Origin of the sequence: Paenibacillus sp. FSL H8-0317 (assembly GCF_045040685.1) — a bacterium.
Taxonomy (GTDB): Bacteria; Bacillota; Bacilli; order Paenibacillales; family Paenibacillaceae; genus Paenibacillus.
Genome location: NZ_CP150294.1, coordinates 5,091,742 through 5,109,937 on the forward strand (window position 1 = coordinate 5,091,742; position 18,196 = coordinate 5,109,937).

Genomic DNA, 18,196 nt, shown 5'->3' on the forward strand with positions numbered 1-18,196 from the left:
GTACTGAGAACCGACCTTTTTGAACACGAACTATTATTAAATTAGCCTGCTTCGGGTGAAGTCGGCTTTGGTTTCTTAATCTCCTCCGGATATTCTATCCTGGAGTGGAAGATACCCATCACCGTTTCCTTCAATGTTCTGGCGACGATATCCAGTTCACGCATCGTAAGGTCACAATCATTGAATTGATGATCGTCCAATCGACCTTTAATAATCTTCTCAATCATGGACTCCACTTGCTCCACTGTCGGTTTGCGCAAAGATCTCACAGCAGCCTCCACACTATCGGCAATGCCAACAATAGCCGATTCCTTGGACTGAGCCTTCGGGCCAGGGTAACGGAAATCTTCTTCCGTGAAATCAGGCTCAACGCCTGCTTCTTCCGCCTGGCGCAGTGCTTTGTGATAGAAATAGTGAAGAAATGTCGTGCCGTGATGCTGTTCCGCAATATCCCGAATAGGTCTGGGCAGCTTGTAATCCTTCTGCATTTCCACCCCATCGCGCGCATGGGCAACGATAATGGATTTGCTCAGTTTCGGATCAATTGAATCATGCGGATTCTCCATATTGTTCTGATTCTCAATAAAATAGATGGGCCGCTTCGTCTTGCCAATATCATGATAATACGAACCCACTCGGCAGAGCAATCCGTTAGCTCCTATGGCTTCTGCTGCTGCTTCGGACAGATTGCCTACCATAACACTGTGATGATAGGTACCCGGTGTCTCCGTCAGCAACTTACGTAGAAGCGGATGGTTCGGATTAGACAGTTCTACCAGTTTGAGCGCTGACAAAATGCCAAATGAAGTTTCAAAAAATGGCATCAACCCAATGACCAGTATGGCAGTCAGCACGCCACCAGCAAATGCAAACCCAACGCCATACAGCGTCGTGGTTCGATTCCAATCGCCCGAGTCAATCAAAGCCAAGGTGAAGACGGCTATGGACCCGAACAAGCAGACCATAATGGCCCCTTTCAGGATCGTGGATCGCTGGCTAGCCTTATGTGTTGCGAAGATCGCAACAAATGAAACCAATACAGCGAAGAAACCCAGTTCGAAGTCAAAAAGTTGACCCTGATGCGTATTCAAAATAATGCTGGATAACATACCGATCAATATCGAACATACAAAGGCAAGCGACGTATCCAGCAATAAGGCAATTAACATCGCCCCTACCGCAACAGGTGCAAGGAAGCCCACATAAGACCGCTCATTGGTTTGGATAATCGCTGTCACATGCATAACTACAATCGTAATAATAAAAATGAGAACAAGCATCAACAGCTGCGCATTATTATATTTAAAGTGCGTTCCGCTGCCTTGCTGAATATACATCAGAATTGCTGCTGACAACAGGCAGGAAAACATAAGAAGACCAAGCTGTGGCCAGTAGTTCACTTCATTTTTAAGCAAATCATTCTCATCCAGCAAAGTATACATCTCCGGGGTGATCATCTCACCCTTGGCAACTAATGTGTCCCCTTGCTTGATAAAGACAGTTTGAGTGTTCTCACGCGCCTGAACTTTCGCTTCCTTGGTTCCCTCTTCATCGTAGAAGCGGTTAGCGGTCACCACGAGCCGAGCAAGCTCTTGCACGACCTCACGTTGCGTACGCTTACCAAGAGAGCTGACACTCACCATCTCAGCTACTTTGGCACGGGCAGTGGTTGCATCGCTGATCTGATCCGTCATTAACCGGGCAACAATATCCCTCGCAACCGGTTTCATCTCCTGGATATCATCCGATGTCAGACGTGAGATTTTGATGTAAGTTTCTTCGGGAATACGGTAGCTTTGCTCCTGTACCACATTTCTGATCTCTTCCAAAAGAGTCTCGGAGTATGTACCGGCTTTCCGATTATTATTGATATAGTTGGTCACAAAGTCCTTCTGGCGCTGCGGAATTTCATCCCGATAAATATCAATCTTGTCCTGACTTGAAATCTGATCATCCTGATTTAATCGATCTACACGGTCAAGCAGGGTAGTCATCAAATTTTCGTTTCGCAACTGGACAATCTGAAATATCGGCTGTACCCGTTCAGCAGCTTCTTCCTGTGCTTTGAGTGTGGCCTTGTTATTCGGAATCTGCATGGGCGCAGCAATATCCACTTCACTCCGTGTCCCTTCCTGAATATCATACCGCTCAGGGAGCAGCTTGGAAGCCAGACTTACGTAGAAAAGAATCACCAGAAACAAAAACAGAAGATAGCGTGCCCACACGCTATACTTCCATCCTGTAGCCTTATTCTGAAAAGATTTGCCTTTTGACGGTTCCTTCGAGGTCACTTTAGACAATCCCTTTCTATGCTTGATTTTCTGCGGCGTGGTTGTAAGCCACGATAATTTTCTGGACGAGAGAATGCCGCACAACATCTTGCTCGGCAAAATAGACAAATCCAATCTCGTTAACTTCGTTCAAGATCGTATTCGCTTCCACAAGCCCGGATTTCTTACCACGCGGTAAATCAATCTGTGTAACGTCTCCAGTGATGACCATTTTGGAGCCAAAACCAAGACGGGTCAGAAACATCTTCATCTGTTCCGGCGTTGTGTTCTGTGCTTCATCCAGAATGATGAAGGAGTCATCCAGCGTACGCCCCCGCATGTAGGCGAGTGGCGCGATTTCGATTAACCCTCGCTCTAGTGCCTTCGCGGTCTGTTCCTGTCCCATAACGTCATACAGGGCATCGTACAGTGGTCTCAGATAAGGGTCTACCTTCTCCTGAAGATCACCTGGCAAAAATCCAAGACTCTCTCCCGCTTCAACAGCAGGCCGTGTGAGTACAATGCGTTTGACGCTGCCTTCTTTAATTGCGGCAACAGCCAGTACAACAGCAAGGTAGGTTTTACCCGTACCGGCAGGACCAATGCCAAATACAATATCACGTTTTTTAATTGTAGTTACATAGTGCTTCTGTCCAATGGTTTTAACACGGATTGGTTTACCTCGGTATGTCGTCGTAATCTCGCCTTTGAACAGATCCAATAGTTGGTCTGCCCGCATATCCTTGGCAAGTTCAATCGCATACTTCACATCTCTCTCGGTTAACACATATCCATTGCGTATCAATTGCAGTAACACATCAAATAATTGTTCAAGCGATTCCACCTGCTGTGCGTTGCCAAAAATCACAATCTCCGCTTCACGGGATGCAATCTGGGCAGGAATCTCGGATTCAATCAGTTTAAGAAAAGTATCTTGGGGTCCAAAAAGGGATTGGCCCTCTCCCGCACTCTGGAGGGAGATTTGTATGCTGCGTGTTTGCTCTGACAAATATCCTCATTCTCCTTGACTATGGACTAGCGGAAGTTCTTCCGCAATGCTTTCTTCTACTTCAAATAAGACTTTCATATAAACTTTACCATTCTCTTTCTTCTCATGCAAAATTTTTTCACTTATAATTTTTGTTCCTTTGCCGTTTTTGGCCATAATATCATTCCTTGCCCCTTCCAATCCTTTCGTTCTGGCCCATTCTATCGTCTGTTGTTGCTCATGCTCTCGTGTCTCCAGATCTTTCTCTGTCAGCCAACCCATGGGAAGTGTAAAGGATCGCCACGTCAATGGTTTATGATTACTCTCGGTATCAAATGAACTGAAAGGTGTACTTCCGTACCCCCACAGTTGGATTGCCCATTTCCCCAGCACCATGTAAAAACGTTCTTTGCTCTCACCTGTCATTGTATTATGTTTTTGCACCAGCGGAACCTCTACCTGATACTCACGCCATACCAGACCACGAACTTCACCTTTGGCAACAATGGTTTTGGTGTTCTCCTCATCCCCGAGAATCCCCGAGATCAATACCTGACCCTTTTTGACACGCATGTCCTTCTGAACAACAGGGCGTCCCTGCTCCGCATAGATTTGAGTGACAACAGCATCTGACTTACTGATCAGATGTCTGGGATTCAGTAATGGTTCGCGCTTTGGTTGTGCCGATTCCACGACCTGAATGGTGATGGTTGTCCCCTCTTTGCTCACGCCAATCCAGGTTACATCCGGCAGAGCGAGTGCAAGCTGCCTGGAGAGCTTGTCTTGGCTTTGCAAGCGGAACCCCCATTGGAAAGGATATATGCCCTCTTTCTTCGCTGCTGCGAGCACCTCGTCGGTAGGAATGGTGACGTTACCCTTGACCTCCACATCCCATACCATGGACGACAACGCAAACAAAGCTGCCACAAAAAACAGCATCCCCCCAAGAAAGAACTTCCTCCGCAATAATCGGGCCGCAAAAAAAGGGAAACCACTGCGATGGGTTACTTTCACCCTACAGCCTGTCCGTTTCAACACAGGACGCAACCTGAAAAAATGCGGCAGCAGAATGTTCATCTCTGCCACGCGTCCATCGTGAGCACGCAGGTTCCAAACTTCCAGCCCCTGCTCTGCCACCGTGTTGATTAATGTTTCAATGTCTCCCCCAGTGACCGTGATTCGGACTGCTCCCCGCAGTTTATACAGACTGGGCTGCTTCATCCGTTCCCCTCCACTCCATTCATATGAATATCCAGAATCGTTCCTTCAACAGCTACTTCATCCGGCAAAATGTTACGTATCACCAAGGCAGTTCCTTTGATCTCCAACTGGCCTTGGGAAAGAGCCAACACGATACGATCCGGGGTGAAATGGATGACACCGCGATGATTCTCTATATACAGTTGCTTACTGCCAATCAGGGTTAACCGTGGCATATCATAAAGCACATCCTGCGGCAGATCCAACACTTCACTGGTCCATCTGCGCAGCTTGCGGCTGATCCGGGTCATTCGAAGGTCTTCCCCCTTCCTCTACAGTTCAACTTATGCGCAGATTCATGAATTTATGAAAATTCCGGAGCGTGTTAGGGACGAATGTTGAGAAAAAAGTAAGGAACACAGAAAAAGCCGTCTCCGGCGGCTTTCTGCGCACCAGAGACGGCTCTATTTTTCTGTTCATTATGAAGACTTGTTTACAGTTTCCCTCTTGTACCAAACGGCTGTTTGGAACGAGGAGGACCCAGTACTTCTGCCCACAGCACACCTGTACGAATATCGGCAGGGCGAAGCGGAGATGCTCCCGATTCATCGGTGTTGGGTATATCCCAACTGGAATCAGACACAACAGGTTTATTTGCAGAAGAGAAGCGATTTAATCTCTCTTGAATCAAACGCTCCTGTCGTTCCACTTCTTTCATTTGTTGCTCAAGCGAGCTTTCCGTTTCTCTTGAGGAACTCTCACTTCTGTGGTTACTGGCTGTGCTAGAAGAAGCAGCAGGCTCCGAATATGGCTGACCATACTGATTCTCATATTGTTCGTCTTCGTACCGATCGTCATACTGTTCATCATAACGGGGATCAGTATGTCCGGAAGACTGCTGCGGAGATGAATTGTCTCTTGAGCGTTCTTCCCGGTCTGAATCACCGCCGCCTCCAAACGTAGGCATCCCGCTGGCAGGACGCTTTTTGTTTGGATCAGCCGATTTGGCAGCTTTCCCCAAGAATGAGAAGAGCGCAAAACCGACAACAGCTACAATGTACAAGTTATCAAAAATCCATTCGAATAGGCCCATATGCACTCACCGCCTATCTTCCGTTTTTGGAATCACCCTGATCGTTGGAATTCGAACCTTCACCAGGTTTTCCCAATGTATTGCGCATTTGAGTATCTGCTTCAATATTTTTGAGATTCATGTAGTCCATCACACCAATTTTCCCACTACGCAAAGCCTCTGCCATTGCAAGTGGTACTGCGGATTCAGACTCAACAACGCGCGCTCTCATCTCTACAACGCGTGCTTTCATCTCTTGCTCTTGTGCTACAGCCATCGCACGACGTTCTTCCGCTTTGGCTTGAGCAATTCGCTTGTCAGCTTCCGCCTGCTCAGTTTGCAAGAAAGCACCAATATTTTTACCGATATCCACGTCCGCAATATCAATGGACAGGATCTCAAAGGCAGTTCCAGAATCCAACCCTTTGGACAAGACTGTACGAGAGATCAGATCCGGATTTTCCAAAACCACTTTATGCGTTTCTGCTGAACCGTTGGTACTTACGATCCCTTCACCGACACGGGCAATGATTGTTTCTTCACCAGCACCACCAACGAGTCGATCGATATTTGCACGAACTGTAATTCTTGCTCGAACATTGACTTCGATACCATCTTTTGCCACCGCAGATACAACAGGCGTTTCGATAACACGCGGGTTAACACTCATTTGAACCGCCTGCAATACGTCACGACCAGCAAGGTCAATCGCAGCAGCACGTTCGAATTCAAGTGGAATGTTTGCACGCTGGGCAGCGATCAGAGCGTTAACCACACGGTCAACGTTACCACCAGCCAGGAAGTGACTTTCCAGTTGATTCATCGACAATTGAATACCTGCTTTAGTGGCTTTGATCATCGGATTTACGATTCGGCTAGGTGTTACACGTCTGAGTCTCATCGCAACCAGTGTAATAATACTAACACGCACACCGGATGCAATTGCCGAGATCCAGAGCATGACCGGGAAAAAGCTGAAGAATACGCTCAATACGATGATGGCAACTACCGCAATGAGCAAAACCGTAATCATAGTTGGTTCCATTGTTTAATTTCCTCCATTTGCAATTTGAATTTGATAAAAACATTTGAGAAGACATTCACGAGTCTGCTGCTAAATTAAAGAATGCACCACCTCGCTGGCAGCTTCAGCTACGTAGTTATGTACATTGCCGAAGCGTTAATCCGCTTCGACAACAGAGCGGGTTACACCGGTAATGCTTGCTGAACCACAATCCGGGTACCTTCCGCTTTAATCACAATAATCGGGGTGTCAACCGGAATGAAATCACCATCTGTCACAACATCAATTCGTTCTCCTTCAAACATCGCTGTTCCAGAAGGTCGAAGCGGTGTGAGACTAATGCCTTGCAGTCCAATCAACTCTTTACGCTCGGTAGCGGATGAGTATCCACGCTCAGCGGACAGACTGTCACTCAGTATGAATCGATTCCATATCCCTCGATCTTTAAACAGTACTGCGATAATCGCAATCACTACCAATGCTGCTCCGAAAGCGATTCCCAAGGATACGAATGCATCACTCGTATCATAAGCAGCCCTCACAACACCTGCAACAAGCGCAATTGATCCCAGAATACCCAAAATACCCATGCTTGGTATGAACATCTCCAGAATCATCAAGATGAGTCCAACAGTGAACAATACCCACGTCTCTGCTCCTGCAAAACCGGCAACGTAATTTCCTGAGAAATACAGGACAAAACATACGATACCGACAATACCAGGTACTCCGAACCCAGGAACGATCAATTCAATGGCCACACCTGCGATTCCGAGGAACAACAATATGGTCATGACAACCGGATTGGTAAGAAAGGATGAGATGTTCTCTGCTGTCGTCCGTTCTACCTTAAATACGTCATCCTGACTGTAACCTGCCCAAGCTGCCGCTTCTTCCGGTGTGTTGCTGATGTGGTCGGCATAACCGACTTTCAGCGCTTCTTCAGCAGAGAGAGCAATAATCTCACCTTTTTGCTTGGTTTTATTAATCTCTGGCATTTCCACAACCATGTTAACATCCGTCATTCCAGCTGCAATCTTGCCATCACGACCACTGATCTCAGCTGCTCCCTGCATTTTGCTTTTCCAGAATGCAACAAGCTTTGGATCATCAACATGTTTACCCGTACTGTCCACCATTGCTGCCGCACCAATCATACTGCCTGGTGACATTACGATCTTATCTGCATTCAGAGCCAGAAAACTCCCGGCTGAAGCAGCATCTCCACGAACAAATGCAACAGTCTCAATCGGACTGTCCTTGATCAGGGTACCCAATGCTTCTGCAGTGTCGACACGGCCTCCCGGCGTATTGATATCAAGAACGATCAGGCCAGCATTCATCTCTTCTGCTTGTTTGAACCCGCGTTCCATGAACTTGCCAAGTCCCTGCTCGATTGGTTTATCAACCGGAATAATATATACGGCGCCACTCTTCTCAGCTGCATGCGCTGACGGTGATCCAATCCAGACAGGAAGCAACAGCGTCAGCAGCATTAAGAGCATCAATGGCCCCGTAAGCTTCTTCCGGCGCTTTCCCTTCACAATAGTCCCCCCTTTTCCATTAATGTTATACTGTCCAGCTTATGGTATTTATTACGTGCAATGCAACATTTCGTTTCAAAATCTTAAAATTATATTTGAAAACTCAATCAATTGCAAGAATAAAAAACCATAATAATATATATTAACCATTAAAAAGGAATTCTGTCATCCCAAAGACATCATGCCTTCAGATAAATGGAAAAAACACCTCCTGACAAGTCAGAAGGTGTTTATTGATTTGCTTTATTGCAGAAATTGTTGAACTGCTTGATTTACCAGTTTGCCGTCCGCTTTGCCTTTAACTTTCGGCATAAGGGCCGCCATGACTTTCCCCATCTCGGCTTTCGAAGAAGCACCGGTTTCCTGGATGGTCTGCTGTACAATAACTTTAATTTCTTCTTCGGTAAGCTGTGTGGGAAGGTACTGGATGAGTACTTCAATTTCCGCTTTTGCATTTGCCGCGAGATCTTCACGGCCCGCTTTGTCAAATTCTTGGAGGGCATCTTTGCGCTGTTTGATTTCACGACTCAGGATATCAAGCACTTCGTTGTCATCCAAATCTCTTTTCAAATCTATTTCAAGATTCTTGATCGTCGAACGAATCAACCGAATGTTGGAGAGTCTGAACTTGTCCTTACTCTTCATCGCTTGCTTCATATCTTCGTTCAATCGTTCGCTAAGATTCATGTAGTTAAAATCCTCCTAAAACTTTCTCTTACGAGCAGCCTCGGACTTTTTCTTGCGCTTTACGCTTGGCTTCTCATAATGCTTACGTTTCTTCACCTCAGCCAATACGCCATCTTTAGCGATGGAGCGTTTAAAACGACGAAGTGCAGCATCAATAGTCTCGTTTTTGCGAACTTTAGTTTCAGACACCAGTTTTCCCTCCCTCCGACCAGACCGTCCAAGAGCAATAACACGGTTCATCATCTTACATTATAGGCGAAAGATAATAAAGGTGTCAACCTCAATGTAATGATCACTTATTTGAATCCATTTTATAACTCAAAGGTATTATGAAATGAATTCATTATATAAGCATTTGGTCACACATTCGTGGATTTAATGCATATGACTAAATCCTCAATATTAGTACCCATTAGCTCGTTTATTTGTGAGAATCGGACAGACTTGTCAACACGCCAAGTCTGGTACCACCCAACAAATGATAATGCAGATGATGAACGGTTTGTTCTCCATCCTTACCACAATTATTGATTAAGCGATATCCCGTTTCCTCCACGCCAAGACGCTTCGCCGCTTCTTGAGCAGCCAGATGAATCTCGCCGATCAATGGCAGATCTTCTGCAGTAACTTCATTCATGGAAGCAATATGTTTCTTAGGAATGACAAGAACATGTGTCGGTGCAGCGGGCTGGATGTCATGAAAAACGATAACATGGTCATTCTCCAGTACTTTATTGGAGGGAATGCTGCCCTCTACAATTTTGCAAAATAAGCAATCCATAGTTCATACCCTCCTTTGTATTCCAGTGTATGTATTCCCTTCTATCATACTAGAAGTAAAAACCCACGTCCAATCTCTAGACACACAACCAGGCATTCCAGGTCAACTCTCCATCTATCATCGAGCCAAACACTTTACAACATTGGAAGTATACCAAGCCATTTTATTGAAATATGGTTTTATCACGCACTTTTCCCAATTAAACAAATATGTATGGTTAATGACACACAAAAGGAGATTGGTTAATTTGACCGTTTATCAACATGTACAGGAACTTATCGGTAATACGCCACTGCTTGAATTAACTCGTTATCCATTACCGGAAGGAATCCGCCTGTTCGCCAAACTGGAATTCATGAATCCCGGAGGAAGTGTGAAAGACAGGATCGGCAAGTATTTATTGGAGAAGGCCTTGGCACGAGGAGATGTTAAGCCAGGTGGAACGGTGATCGAAGCTACCGCAGGCAACACAGGAATTGGTCTTGCAATGGCGGCTGTAGGCCTGAATTTAAAGGTCATTTTCACAGTACCTCAGAAGTTCAGCGTTGAGAAGCAACTGTTGATGAAAGCCCTTGGTGCTACGGTCGTCAACACACCCACATCCGAAGGAATCACTGGTGCCATACGCAAGGCGGAATCGCTCGCGAAAGAAATACCAGGTTCGTATATTCCAGGTCAGTTCTCCAATGCGGATAACCCACTCGCACATTATGAACATCTGGGCCCTGAGATTTGGCGTGATCTGAACGGGCAGGTGGATGTATATGTCGCCGGAGCCGGGTCTGGCGGAACTTTCATGGGGGTATCTCGCTTTTTGAAGGAGCAAAACCCGTTAATTAAAACATGTATCGTAGAACCCGAAGGTTCCATTCTGGCAGGAGGTCCATCGGGACCACATCGTACAGAAGGAATAGGGGTCGAAACATTATCTTCTTTTATGGATGTGAGTTACTTTGATGCCATTCATACGATCTCAGATGAAGATGCCTTTGAGCGGGTCAAGGATCTGGCCTTGTTGGAAGGCTTACTGGTAGGAAGTTCCTCAGGTGCAACTATGCAAGCCGCATTAAACGAAGCTGTTCACGCAGCTCCCGGAAGTAACATCGTTGTTATTTTCCCGGATAGCAGCGAACGGTATTTAAGCCAAAATATCTATAATGGAGGACAATGAAATGAAACCAAAAACCAAGCTGATTCATGCAGGTGTTGTTGGTGATCCACACACTGGAGCAGTGAGTGTACCGATCTATCAAGTGAGCACGTATGAGCAAGAATCGGTTGGCGTACACAAAGGATACGAGTATTCACGTACGGGCAACCCTACCCGTCATGCGTTGGAAGAAGTCATTAAAGAGCTGGAGGATGGCGTTCGAGGGTTTGCTTTTAGTTCGGGCATGGCTGCAATTCACGCTGTACTTTCTCTGTTAAAAACTGGAGATCACGTCATTCTGACGGATGACGTATACGGCGGGACCTATCGCATTTTCACCAAGGTGCTGAATCGTCTGGGGATCGAATCTACCTTTGTAGATACCACCTCACTACAAGCACTGGAACAGGCTTTGCAATCCAATACAAAGGCCATTTATGTAGAAACACCTACCAATCCGTTACTCAAGGTCACCGATATTGCTGCTGTAGCGAAATGGTCGAAACAACATGAATTGCTGTTCATTGTAGACAACACGTTTAGTACGCCTTATTGGCAAACCCCGCTGGCTTTGGGGGCAGATATTGTACTGCATTCTGCAACAAAATATATCGGTGGTCATAGTGATGTCGTGGCAGGACTTGCGGTTGTCAACAGCGAGCAACTTGGTGAAGATCTGCATTTTATTCAAAATGCAATTGGCGCAGTCCTGGGACCTATGGATTCCTGGCTGTTAATGCGAGGTCTTAAAACATTAGGATTGCGGATGGAAGCGCAAGAGCGCAATACAGAGCAGCTTGTGACATTTCTGAATCAGCATCCAACAGTGAGTAAAGTTTATTATCCCGGACTGCCCGACCATCCACAGCATAAGCTTGCTTCCACGCAAGCGAGAGGATACGGCGGTATGGTTTCCTTTGATGTAGGTAGTGCTGAAAAAGTAGATGACGTGTTAAGCAAAGTCCGTTATTTCACATTGGCTGAAAGTCTGGGCGCGGTGGAAAGTTTAATCTCTGTACCTGCCCGAATGACGCATGCCTCCATTCCTTATGAACGTCGGCAAGAATTGGGGATCACGGATGGTTTGATTCGTATCTCCGTTGGGATCGAGGATGTTGAGGATTTACTTGAGGATTTGAAATCTGCATTAAGTTGAGGGCATTTTGAAGTCCATGCTGGCTGATCTTGGAGAAGGAGTAGTGGACGATGGACGATTTTCCAAGGAACACAGGGCATCTTATTTGGCGTTCAGGCCAAATTTGAAATTATAAGGAACATCAGGCACGTTTTTCCCGAAATAACCTCAAAAAAATGCTGAAAGCGGCTGTTTATCCGGTTATAACGTGTATCAGATTCCTTAAAATTCTGAGGGCGCTTCAAAGCCTTGAATAAGATGCCTCAGATTCGTCAGCACTCACACATCATGCTTTGCTCCTCCAATCCTGGGCAAGAGAACAACATCGATCCCACCCAAAGCGAAGCTTTTAATCGGAATAGAGAATTAAAGCTTTTCGTTGTCTTGATCGTTGCTCGCACATGGGCACGTTCTCGCTTATTCAGGATGCAGTAAGCTGCTTGCTGCTACGGACACGTTAAGGCCCGCTTCTGATTTAAGCAGGTTTAAATAGAAGCTATTTGCCATCCGTTCATCATCGACCTTACACTAATTAGATTCAAAAAAAGGTCATGCCTTACAGAAGTTTGCTTCTGCACAGACATGACCTTTTTGGATATTCGGTATGTTGCCAGTTGTATTGCAAAGACTGTTGCGATACATCAGGCTGAGACTCCGTATGTGATAAGACCTCTCTAATTCATGCTGTACGGTACCATGAATGAAACATCCATCCTCAGCTAGTTATTTTCGAGGATTTTCATAGGATGCCCATAGGGTACATAAGAATGTGTCACTTGCAGTTATGACTGTTTTTCTAATTTCAATAGTACGGTAAAAGGGTTAACGCTGTAAGCGCAAATAACGGGAGCACCAGTCGGTTAAAACGTCTACGGCCATAACCATAATACGGATAAGGTGTAGGGTAGCCGTAACCTGGATAAAATCCGCGAGTATGACCTATCGGATAGTTTGCTCCCGGCATTGCATTTGGAGCCCAGTTCGCATGATTCACCATGGCTTCCGGTCCAACGGGAACAGCCAGGTAGATCATTTCGTCATCCACATTTTCCATAATGCCATCGTAGTGCATACCGTCACTCATCTGTACACATACATAACGGTGCATGTGTTCCTTGCATATTTTCTTTGCTTCCACTTTTTCCACTTGCCAACGCCTCCCTGATTCTGCTCTTGATCACCTTTTCATGGTATTCAGAACTGGGCGAATTGACACTACTGACGAGAAACACAAAAAAAGAAGCACCCCGTGAGCGGCTTCCTTGGAAGTCTGCTGCGCGGACATCTATTCAGGAAACGTCCTGATCAGATGTCCGCCGGGGTACTTAAATAAAGTTTGTCGGCTTAACTGTAGTATAACAGCGAGATGAACCTGTATCTGTGATGTAACTCACTCCGCTATGTTGTACAAGCAAGAAAAGAAATATTTTTACAATAAATAACATTCGGAAATAGTGCGTGTTTAAAAAGGGCGGTTTTCAGTACCAAAAAGACGGGATAAAGCTAGAAATGGAGTAGCGGAGCATAGATAGAGCTACGTGAGAACCGCAATGTTTCCGAAGGAAACAACCTTCGTAAGCCCCTACTTATTTCGGCTGAATTCCATATTCGATGTTGATGATGCCCCCTAGGCACCATTCGTAATCAAAAGCGGACTTTTTGAACAACCTCTATTATTCATTTTGCTTGGACTATTAGAGGCGCTTCTATGATCTATATTGCTTACACATTGCCCTCTACAGGGTCTCCAAGACCACACGTGAGCCGTTTCCGGCCTCACCTGCCGGAATCACCACAAGTTTGCGCGGCAAGCGTGCACGCAGTTCAGGTACGTGACTGATTACACCAACAGCCAATCGGTCGTCATGCAGTTTTTCCAGAGACGTAATGACGGTATCCAACAGCTCAGGGTCAAGTGTACCAAACCCTTCATCCAGGAAGAAGAATTGAAGTGGGTACTGACCTCGCAACTGAATCTGGGCTGACAGTGCCAAAGCCAGTGACAACGAAGTCAAAAACGTCTCGCCACCTGACAACGTTGATACCGGTCGTTTGACTCCCCCGTTGGCATCATCACAAATCACAAAACCACCACCGGAATCCACCTCCAGTGAATAACGCTGTTTGGTCAGGAAGCGCAGACGCTGAGATGCCGCATGACTAACCTGCATCAGTTGTTCTTCAGCAATATACTCGACAAAAGCATTGCCTCTGAACGCGGATTGCAGTTTGCTGAGCAGTTCGCCTTGACGGCTTACCTCCACCCGCTTGTTCTCCAGTTCGGTCCAGCGAACATGTCGCTGCTCCACATCCTCCAGATCACGTTCTGCACGTGCTTTGGCACGAAGGGCAGCCTCATCCTGAGTCCGGACCTGCTGCAATCGTTCGGTGCACGCTAACCACTGTTCCTCCGATACGGCAGCACCACCCAGCTTTTGTTCCAGTTCACGCAATTGGGATGCCAGTTCACGCTCACGTTCACGGTGCTGCTGGATCTCTCCTGCCAGTCGTTCTGCTTCCTGGGAAGGAATTGCCGCGGATACAACAGCATCATCCGAGTCAAACGGGGATTGTTCCAGCAATTGCTTCCACCGCTCCTGTGCCTGTTGCAGATGCTCTGTTGCCGAGGCGGCTGCCTGTTGAGCCATAACGTCTCTTTTGGCTGATTCCTGCTTCAGCGTGTCCGCTTCTTTGAAGCGTTGTGCCGAGTCCGAAGCTATTTTCCGCAGTCCATCCAGACGAGCCTGAGCCGCAGCAATCAGGTCTTCTACCCGCAGCTCCCCAACCCACTGACGCAAGCGTTCTTCCTTCTCGGCCAGTTGTTTGCTATTGCCCTGCCACTGCGTTTGCCACTGAATCAGTTGTTTGTCCAATTCGACCAGCTTCTGCTGAAGAGATTGAATGATCTGGTCTTTTTCCTCAAGGAACGTCACGCTTTTGTTCAGACGTTCCTTGATGTCTTCGGCGCGCGCATCGCGCTCCTGCATCGCCTGATAGAGGGCCTTGGCCTCCTCCTGAGCGATGCCCGGCAGTTCCGCGGCCCAGCGGCCCTGCAAGGCAGCCGCTGCGGCCTCGCTCTCGGCCAGCTTGCGCTCCGCCTGGGCGAGCCCGGCACGGCCGGCCTCTTGCGCAGCTGCCGCTTCCATGCGGCGCTGCTGCGCGCCCACAGCCGCCTGCTGCAACGCGGCGGCTTCGGCCTGGAGCGGCGCTGCTGCGGCAGCCAGCGCCTGCGCGGCTTCGCGCAGCGCAGCGGCACGCGATGCCCAGCCTGCCGGGGAGCGCCCGTGTTCGGGCGACCCGGCGGGCTCGGGCTCCGCTGCCGCAGGCGCGGCCTCGGCTGCGGCAGGAGCTTCGCCGGCCGCAGCGCCAAGCTGCGTCAGCAGGCTGCGACGTTCGTGCAGCTGCTGGCGCAGCCCAAAGCGCAGCTCCTGCAGCTCCGCGTGCAGGCTGCGCAGCAGTTCCAGGTCCGCATCGCCTGCGTGCGGACCTTCTCCCGGCGGCGCAGCCGGGAGCGGGTGGTGCGGCGAGCCGCACACCGGGCATGGCTCGCCGTCACGCAGCTCGGCGCGCAAGGCGGAGGACAGCCGGTGCAGCTCCTGCTCACGCATTGTGCCACGCAGCTGTTCCTCCGCTAGAGCCAGCAGGCTCTGTTCGCGACTGATGTCCTGCTCACAGGCAAGCAAGGCCTCAAGACCTGCTGACGCCTGTTCTACCAGATGCTGACGCTGATCACTCAGGCGTTTTTCTTCCTCAGCCGCCGCCTTCAGCTTGTCGGCTCCCTGTTCTGCCGATTGCTTATAGGCCTGCATGTCAGCCTTATTTTGTTGCAACTGCTCCGCGGCAGTATCCACACGATGTTTCAGTTCAAGTGCAGCTTGAAGTTGCCTGCGTTCCTCTGACTTCACTTCATTTGGCTTAAGGCTCTCCTGTAGTTCCTCACGCCGTTTGCGTCCACGCTGTTGCAATTCCTTTTCTTTCTCAAGCTGCTGTCCCAGCGCAGTCTGTTCGCTCTGCCCCTGTTCCAGCAACTGCGCGAGGCGCGAGCAATCGGTCTGAAGTCCGTCCCGTTCACGTTGCAGCTCTTTCGCTTGTTCGAGTTGCTCCAGGCGCAGCAAAAGTTTCGGTTCTTCCTCAGTCATTTGCTTGCGTGCCGTCTCAGCCTTCTCCGCTTCCTGAACAGCCAGACGCTCATGTTCCAGTGCTTGCTGATGAGCTGTCTCGGCAGTGTCCTGCCGCTGTTTCTGTGTAGCCGTGGCATCTCGAACCGTCTGCAATGCAGGCAGTATTGCATCTGCCGCAACGGATTGTTTCAGCCGTTGTTCGCCTGCCTCGACCTGCGGTTCCAGCGCTTTAAGCTTCTGCTGTTCATCCGTACGGGCATGCCGTTCGTTACTTAACTCACGAATTTTGCCCAGTTGTTCAGCTTCCTTTGCAGCTTCATCCAGCGCTTTGCGGGATAATGCAGACTGCTGAACAGCGGTTTGAAGAAGACGTTTCGTTTCTTCCAGCGTCTCCTTGCTGGCATTGCCCAGTCCCTGTTGCTCCGCAGCGAGAGATTGGTGAACCATATCATTATCCTTGACCCGACGGCTTAATTTGATGGCCAGCCGATCCCCATACTTCTCCAGATGGAATAAGCGTTGCAGCATCTGGCGACGTTCACTGCCTTTGAGTGACAAAAACTCGGCAAACTTCCCTTGCGGAAGCACCACTGCCCGTGTAAAATCATCCATCTTCAAACCGATCACATCTTCAACACAGCGATTCACATCTGCCAATTTGTCGGCAAGTACCTGTTCTTCGCCATTGACCGTCTCTATGAATTTGCTGATCGTGTTACTCACCGACACTTCATTATTTCGTTTGAAACGTCGCTCTACCCGGAACCTCCGAGTGCCTTCCGCCGACATCAGTTCAAATGTAAAAGCAACCGACAACGAATCCTCTGCATGATTCATAATGCCTTGCGTCCCGTTCACAGCACGTTCCACTTTTCCATACATGGCGAGTGTGATGGCATCGAGCAAGGAAGATTTACCACTACCCGTTGGACCGAAAATACCGAATAGCCCCGTCTCTGTAAGCACGGTAAAATCAATCTCCTGCATCTCCCGATAACTTTGCAGTCCGGCAACTTTTAATAGAATCGGCTTCATCTTTCCTCGACCTCCTCACGCACTCCCGGCTCGTCTTCATCCACAAGTTCTAGGAAAAGCTGTACCAGGCTGTCTTCCGGTTGTGCACCACCGGTCTGACGCTGATAAAATTTACGGAACAGTTCGTGGACCGGCAGTTCCGATCGTTGCTCCAAAAGTCCTGCTGCAGCCATCTCGGGATACACGGGGCGTATGTGAATGATACCTTCATGTGATTTTCGCAGCTGCTGAATCTCCTTCAGGGACATCGCCTCGTCCAGCCACACTTCCATGTCAATAAAAGCCTGTGGATCACGTCCCTCATCCAGCCAGCGATATACTTCTGCCAGACCACCACGGGCCTGCCAACGCACAAGCGGACGCCCGGATGTTAACAAAACTTCCTCTACCTGTGCAGCTCCGCCCGGTGCCAGATCAACCATCGTGACAGACTTGCTCTGCCCTGCTTCCGAGAAGCTGTAAGCGAGAGGAGAACCGCTGTATCGAATCACACCGTCTCCTTTGACAGCCTGTGCACGATGAAGATGCCCGAGTGCCGTGTATTGCGCACCTGTCGATAAAGACGAAGGGTCCACCGTGTAGGCCCCACCGATCTGAATCGGACGTTCCGAATCACTCTCAAGACCGCCGAGCACATAGATATGACTCATGGCCAAGTTCACGGTATCCGGGCGGAAAGAAGCTGCCAGACGCTGCATTAACATGCCCACCCGGTGGCTATATGCCTGACGAAGCACATTTTCATCCCCATCTGTTGTCAGCAGTTCATTCAATCTGGCTTCAGAAGGATAAGGCAATGCGGCAATCTGTGCAATCTCTCCGGTACGTTGTGCATGGATGGTTACTGCTTCTGAAGTAGGCATGCCTACGAGTGTGATGCCCTGTCTGTTCACAAGCGGAGTCACAGAAGCCACCCGCTCTGGCTGATCATGATTTCCTGCAATCACCACGAGGGGTCTTCCATGCTCCGTCAGACGCGCTGCCGCTTCATAAAAAAGTTGTTCCGCCGCTGCGGGAGGATTCACCGAATCATACACATCTCCAGCCATTAATATGGCATCCGCCTGCTGCTCATCAGCCAACCTGACGAGTTCATCAACGAAATCTTCCTGTTCACGCAGTCGGCTTCGTCCTTCAAGCGTTTTTCCCAAATGCCAGTCCCCTGTATGCAAAATACGCATCGTCCGTT

Annotated in this window: 15 protein-coding genes; 2 read left to right on the top strand and 13 right to left on the bottom strand. The window is 48.4% G+C overall.

Annotated features, from left to right (window positions below; translation table 11 throughout):
* Nucleotides 1-41 precede the first annotated feature (41 nt).
* From MHB43_RS22855 to MHB43_RS22900, 10 genes are all read right to left on the bottom strand, one after another.
* On the bottom strand, nt 42-2,291 hold the full coding sequence (locus MHB43_RS22855) for an HD family phosphohydrolase (RefSeq protein ID WP_036674803.1): 2,250 nt from the start codon (nt 2,289-2,291) through the stop codon (nt 42-44).
* A 16-nt stretch (nt 2,292-2,307) separates the two neighbouring features.
* On the bottom strand, nt 2,308-3,279 hold the full coding sequence (locus MHB43_RS22860) for a PhoH family protein (RefSeq protein WP_017687243.1): 972 nt from the start codon (nt 3,277-3,279) through the stop codon (nt 2,308-2,310).
* Between the two features lie 6 nt (nt 3,280-3,285).
* Nucleotides 3,286-4,479 (bottom strand): sporulation protein YqfD, encoded by a 1,194-nt coding sequence (yqfD, locus tag MHB43_RS22865; protein ID WP_339178040.1) that lies wholly within the window; start codon nt 4,477-4,479, stop codon nt 3,286-3,288.
* Nucleotides 4,476-4,769 carry a sporulation protein YqfC gene (gene yqfC, locus MHB43_RS22870; protein ID WP_017687241.1) on the bottom strand — a complete coding sequence of 98 codons (294 nt, stop codon included), beginning with the start codon at nt 4,767-4,769 and terminating at the stop codon, nt 4,476-4,478. Before yqfC ends, yqfD begins: the two co-directional genes overlap by 4 nt.
* A 182-nt stretch (nt 4,770-4,951) precedes the next feature.
* Nucleotides 4,952-5,551, bottom strand: coding sequence for a hypothetical protein (locus MHB43_RS22875; RefSeq protein WP_339178043.1), 600 nt, complete (start codon nt 5,549-5,551; stop codon nt 4,952-4,954).
* Between the two features lie 13 nt (nt 5,552-5,564).
* Entirely contained in the window at nt 5,565-6,575 is a 1,011-nt protein-coding gene (gene floA / locus MHB43_RS22880) for a flotillin-like protein FloA (protein ID WP_339178046.1), read from the bottom strand.
* Between the two features lie 161 nt (nt 6,576-6,736).
* Complete coding sequence (locus MHB43_RS22885; RefSeq protein ID WP_339185430.1) at nt 6,737-8,059, bottom strand: NfeD family protein; 1,323 nt, start codon at nt 8,057-8,059, stop codon at nt 6,737-6,739.
* A gap of 282 nt (nt 8,060-8,341) precedes the next feature.
* Nucleotides 8,342-8,785 carry a GatB/YqeY domain-containing protein gene (locus MHB43_RS22890; RefSeq protein ID WP_017687237.1) on the bottom strand — a complete coding sequence of 148 codons (444 nt, stop codon included), beginning with the start codon at nt 8,783-8,785 and terminating at the stop codon, nt 8,342-8,344.
* A 15-nt stretch (nt 8,786-8,800) separates the two neighbouring features.
* Nucleotides 8,801-8,974, bottom strand: a complete 174-nt coding sequence (rpsU, locus tag MHB43_RS22895) for a 30S ribosomal protein S21 (RefSeq protein WP_005547957.1) — start codon at nt 8,972-8,974, stop codon at nt 8,801-8,803.
* A gap of 232 nt (nt 8,975-9,206) precedes the next feature.
* Nucleotides 9,207-9,566, bottom strand: coding sequence for a histidine triad nucleotide-binding protein (locus MHB43_RS22900; protein ID WP_024628477.1), 360 nt, complete (start codon nt 9,564-9,566; stop codon nt 9,207-9,209).
* 220 nt (nt 9,567-9,786) lie between these two features.
* Between MHB43_RS22900 and MHB43_RS22905 the strand changes: the two genes are divergently transcribed.
* Both MHB43_RS22905 and MHB43_RS22910 read left to right on the top strand, forming a co-directional pair.
* Complete coding sequence (locus MHB43_RS22905; RefSeq protein ID WP_405130480.1) at nt 9,787-10,737, top strand: PLP-dependent cysteine synthase family protein; 951 nt, start codon at nt 9,787-9,789, stop codon at nt 10,735-10,737.
* Between the two features lies 1 nt (nt 10,738).
* Nucleotides 10,739-11,872: a bifunctional cystathionine gamma-lyase/homocysteine desulfhydrase gene (locus MHB43_RS22910; protein WP_339178053.1), complete on the top strand. Its 1,134-nt coding sequence runs from the start codon at nt 10,739-10,741 to the stop codon at nt 11,870-11,872.
* 781 nt (nt 11,873-12,653) lie between these two features.
* Here the strand turns inward: MHB43_RS22910 and MHB43_RS22915 are convergent.
* From MHB43_RS22915 to MHB43_RS22925, 3 genes are all read right to left on the bottom strand, one after another.
* The gene (locus MHB43_RS22915) at nt 12,654-12,998 is read right to left on the bottom strand and encodes a hypothetical protein (RefSeq protein ID WP_237174357.1); all 345 of its coding nucleotides are present in this window, start codon (nt 12,996-12,998) and stop codon (nt 12,654-12,656) included.
* Between the two features lie 589 nt (nt 12,999-13,587).
* Nucleotides 13,588-17,007: an SMC family ATPase gene (locus tag MHB43_RS22920; protein ID WP_339178055.1), complete on the bottom strand. Its 3,420-nt coding sequence runs from the start codon at nt 17,005-17,007 to the stop codon at nt 13,588-13,590.
* Complete coding sequence (locus MHB43_RS22925) at nt 17,004-18,188, bottom strand: exonuclease SbcCD subunit D (protein WP_339178058.1); 1,185 nt, start codon at nt 18,186-18,188, stop codon at nt 17,004-17,006. The genes MHB43_RS22920 and MHB43_RS22925 overlap by 4 nt, the downstream gene beginning before the upstream one ends.
* Nucleotides 18,189-18,196 lie beyond the last annotated feature (8 nt).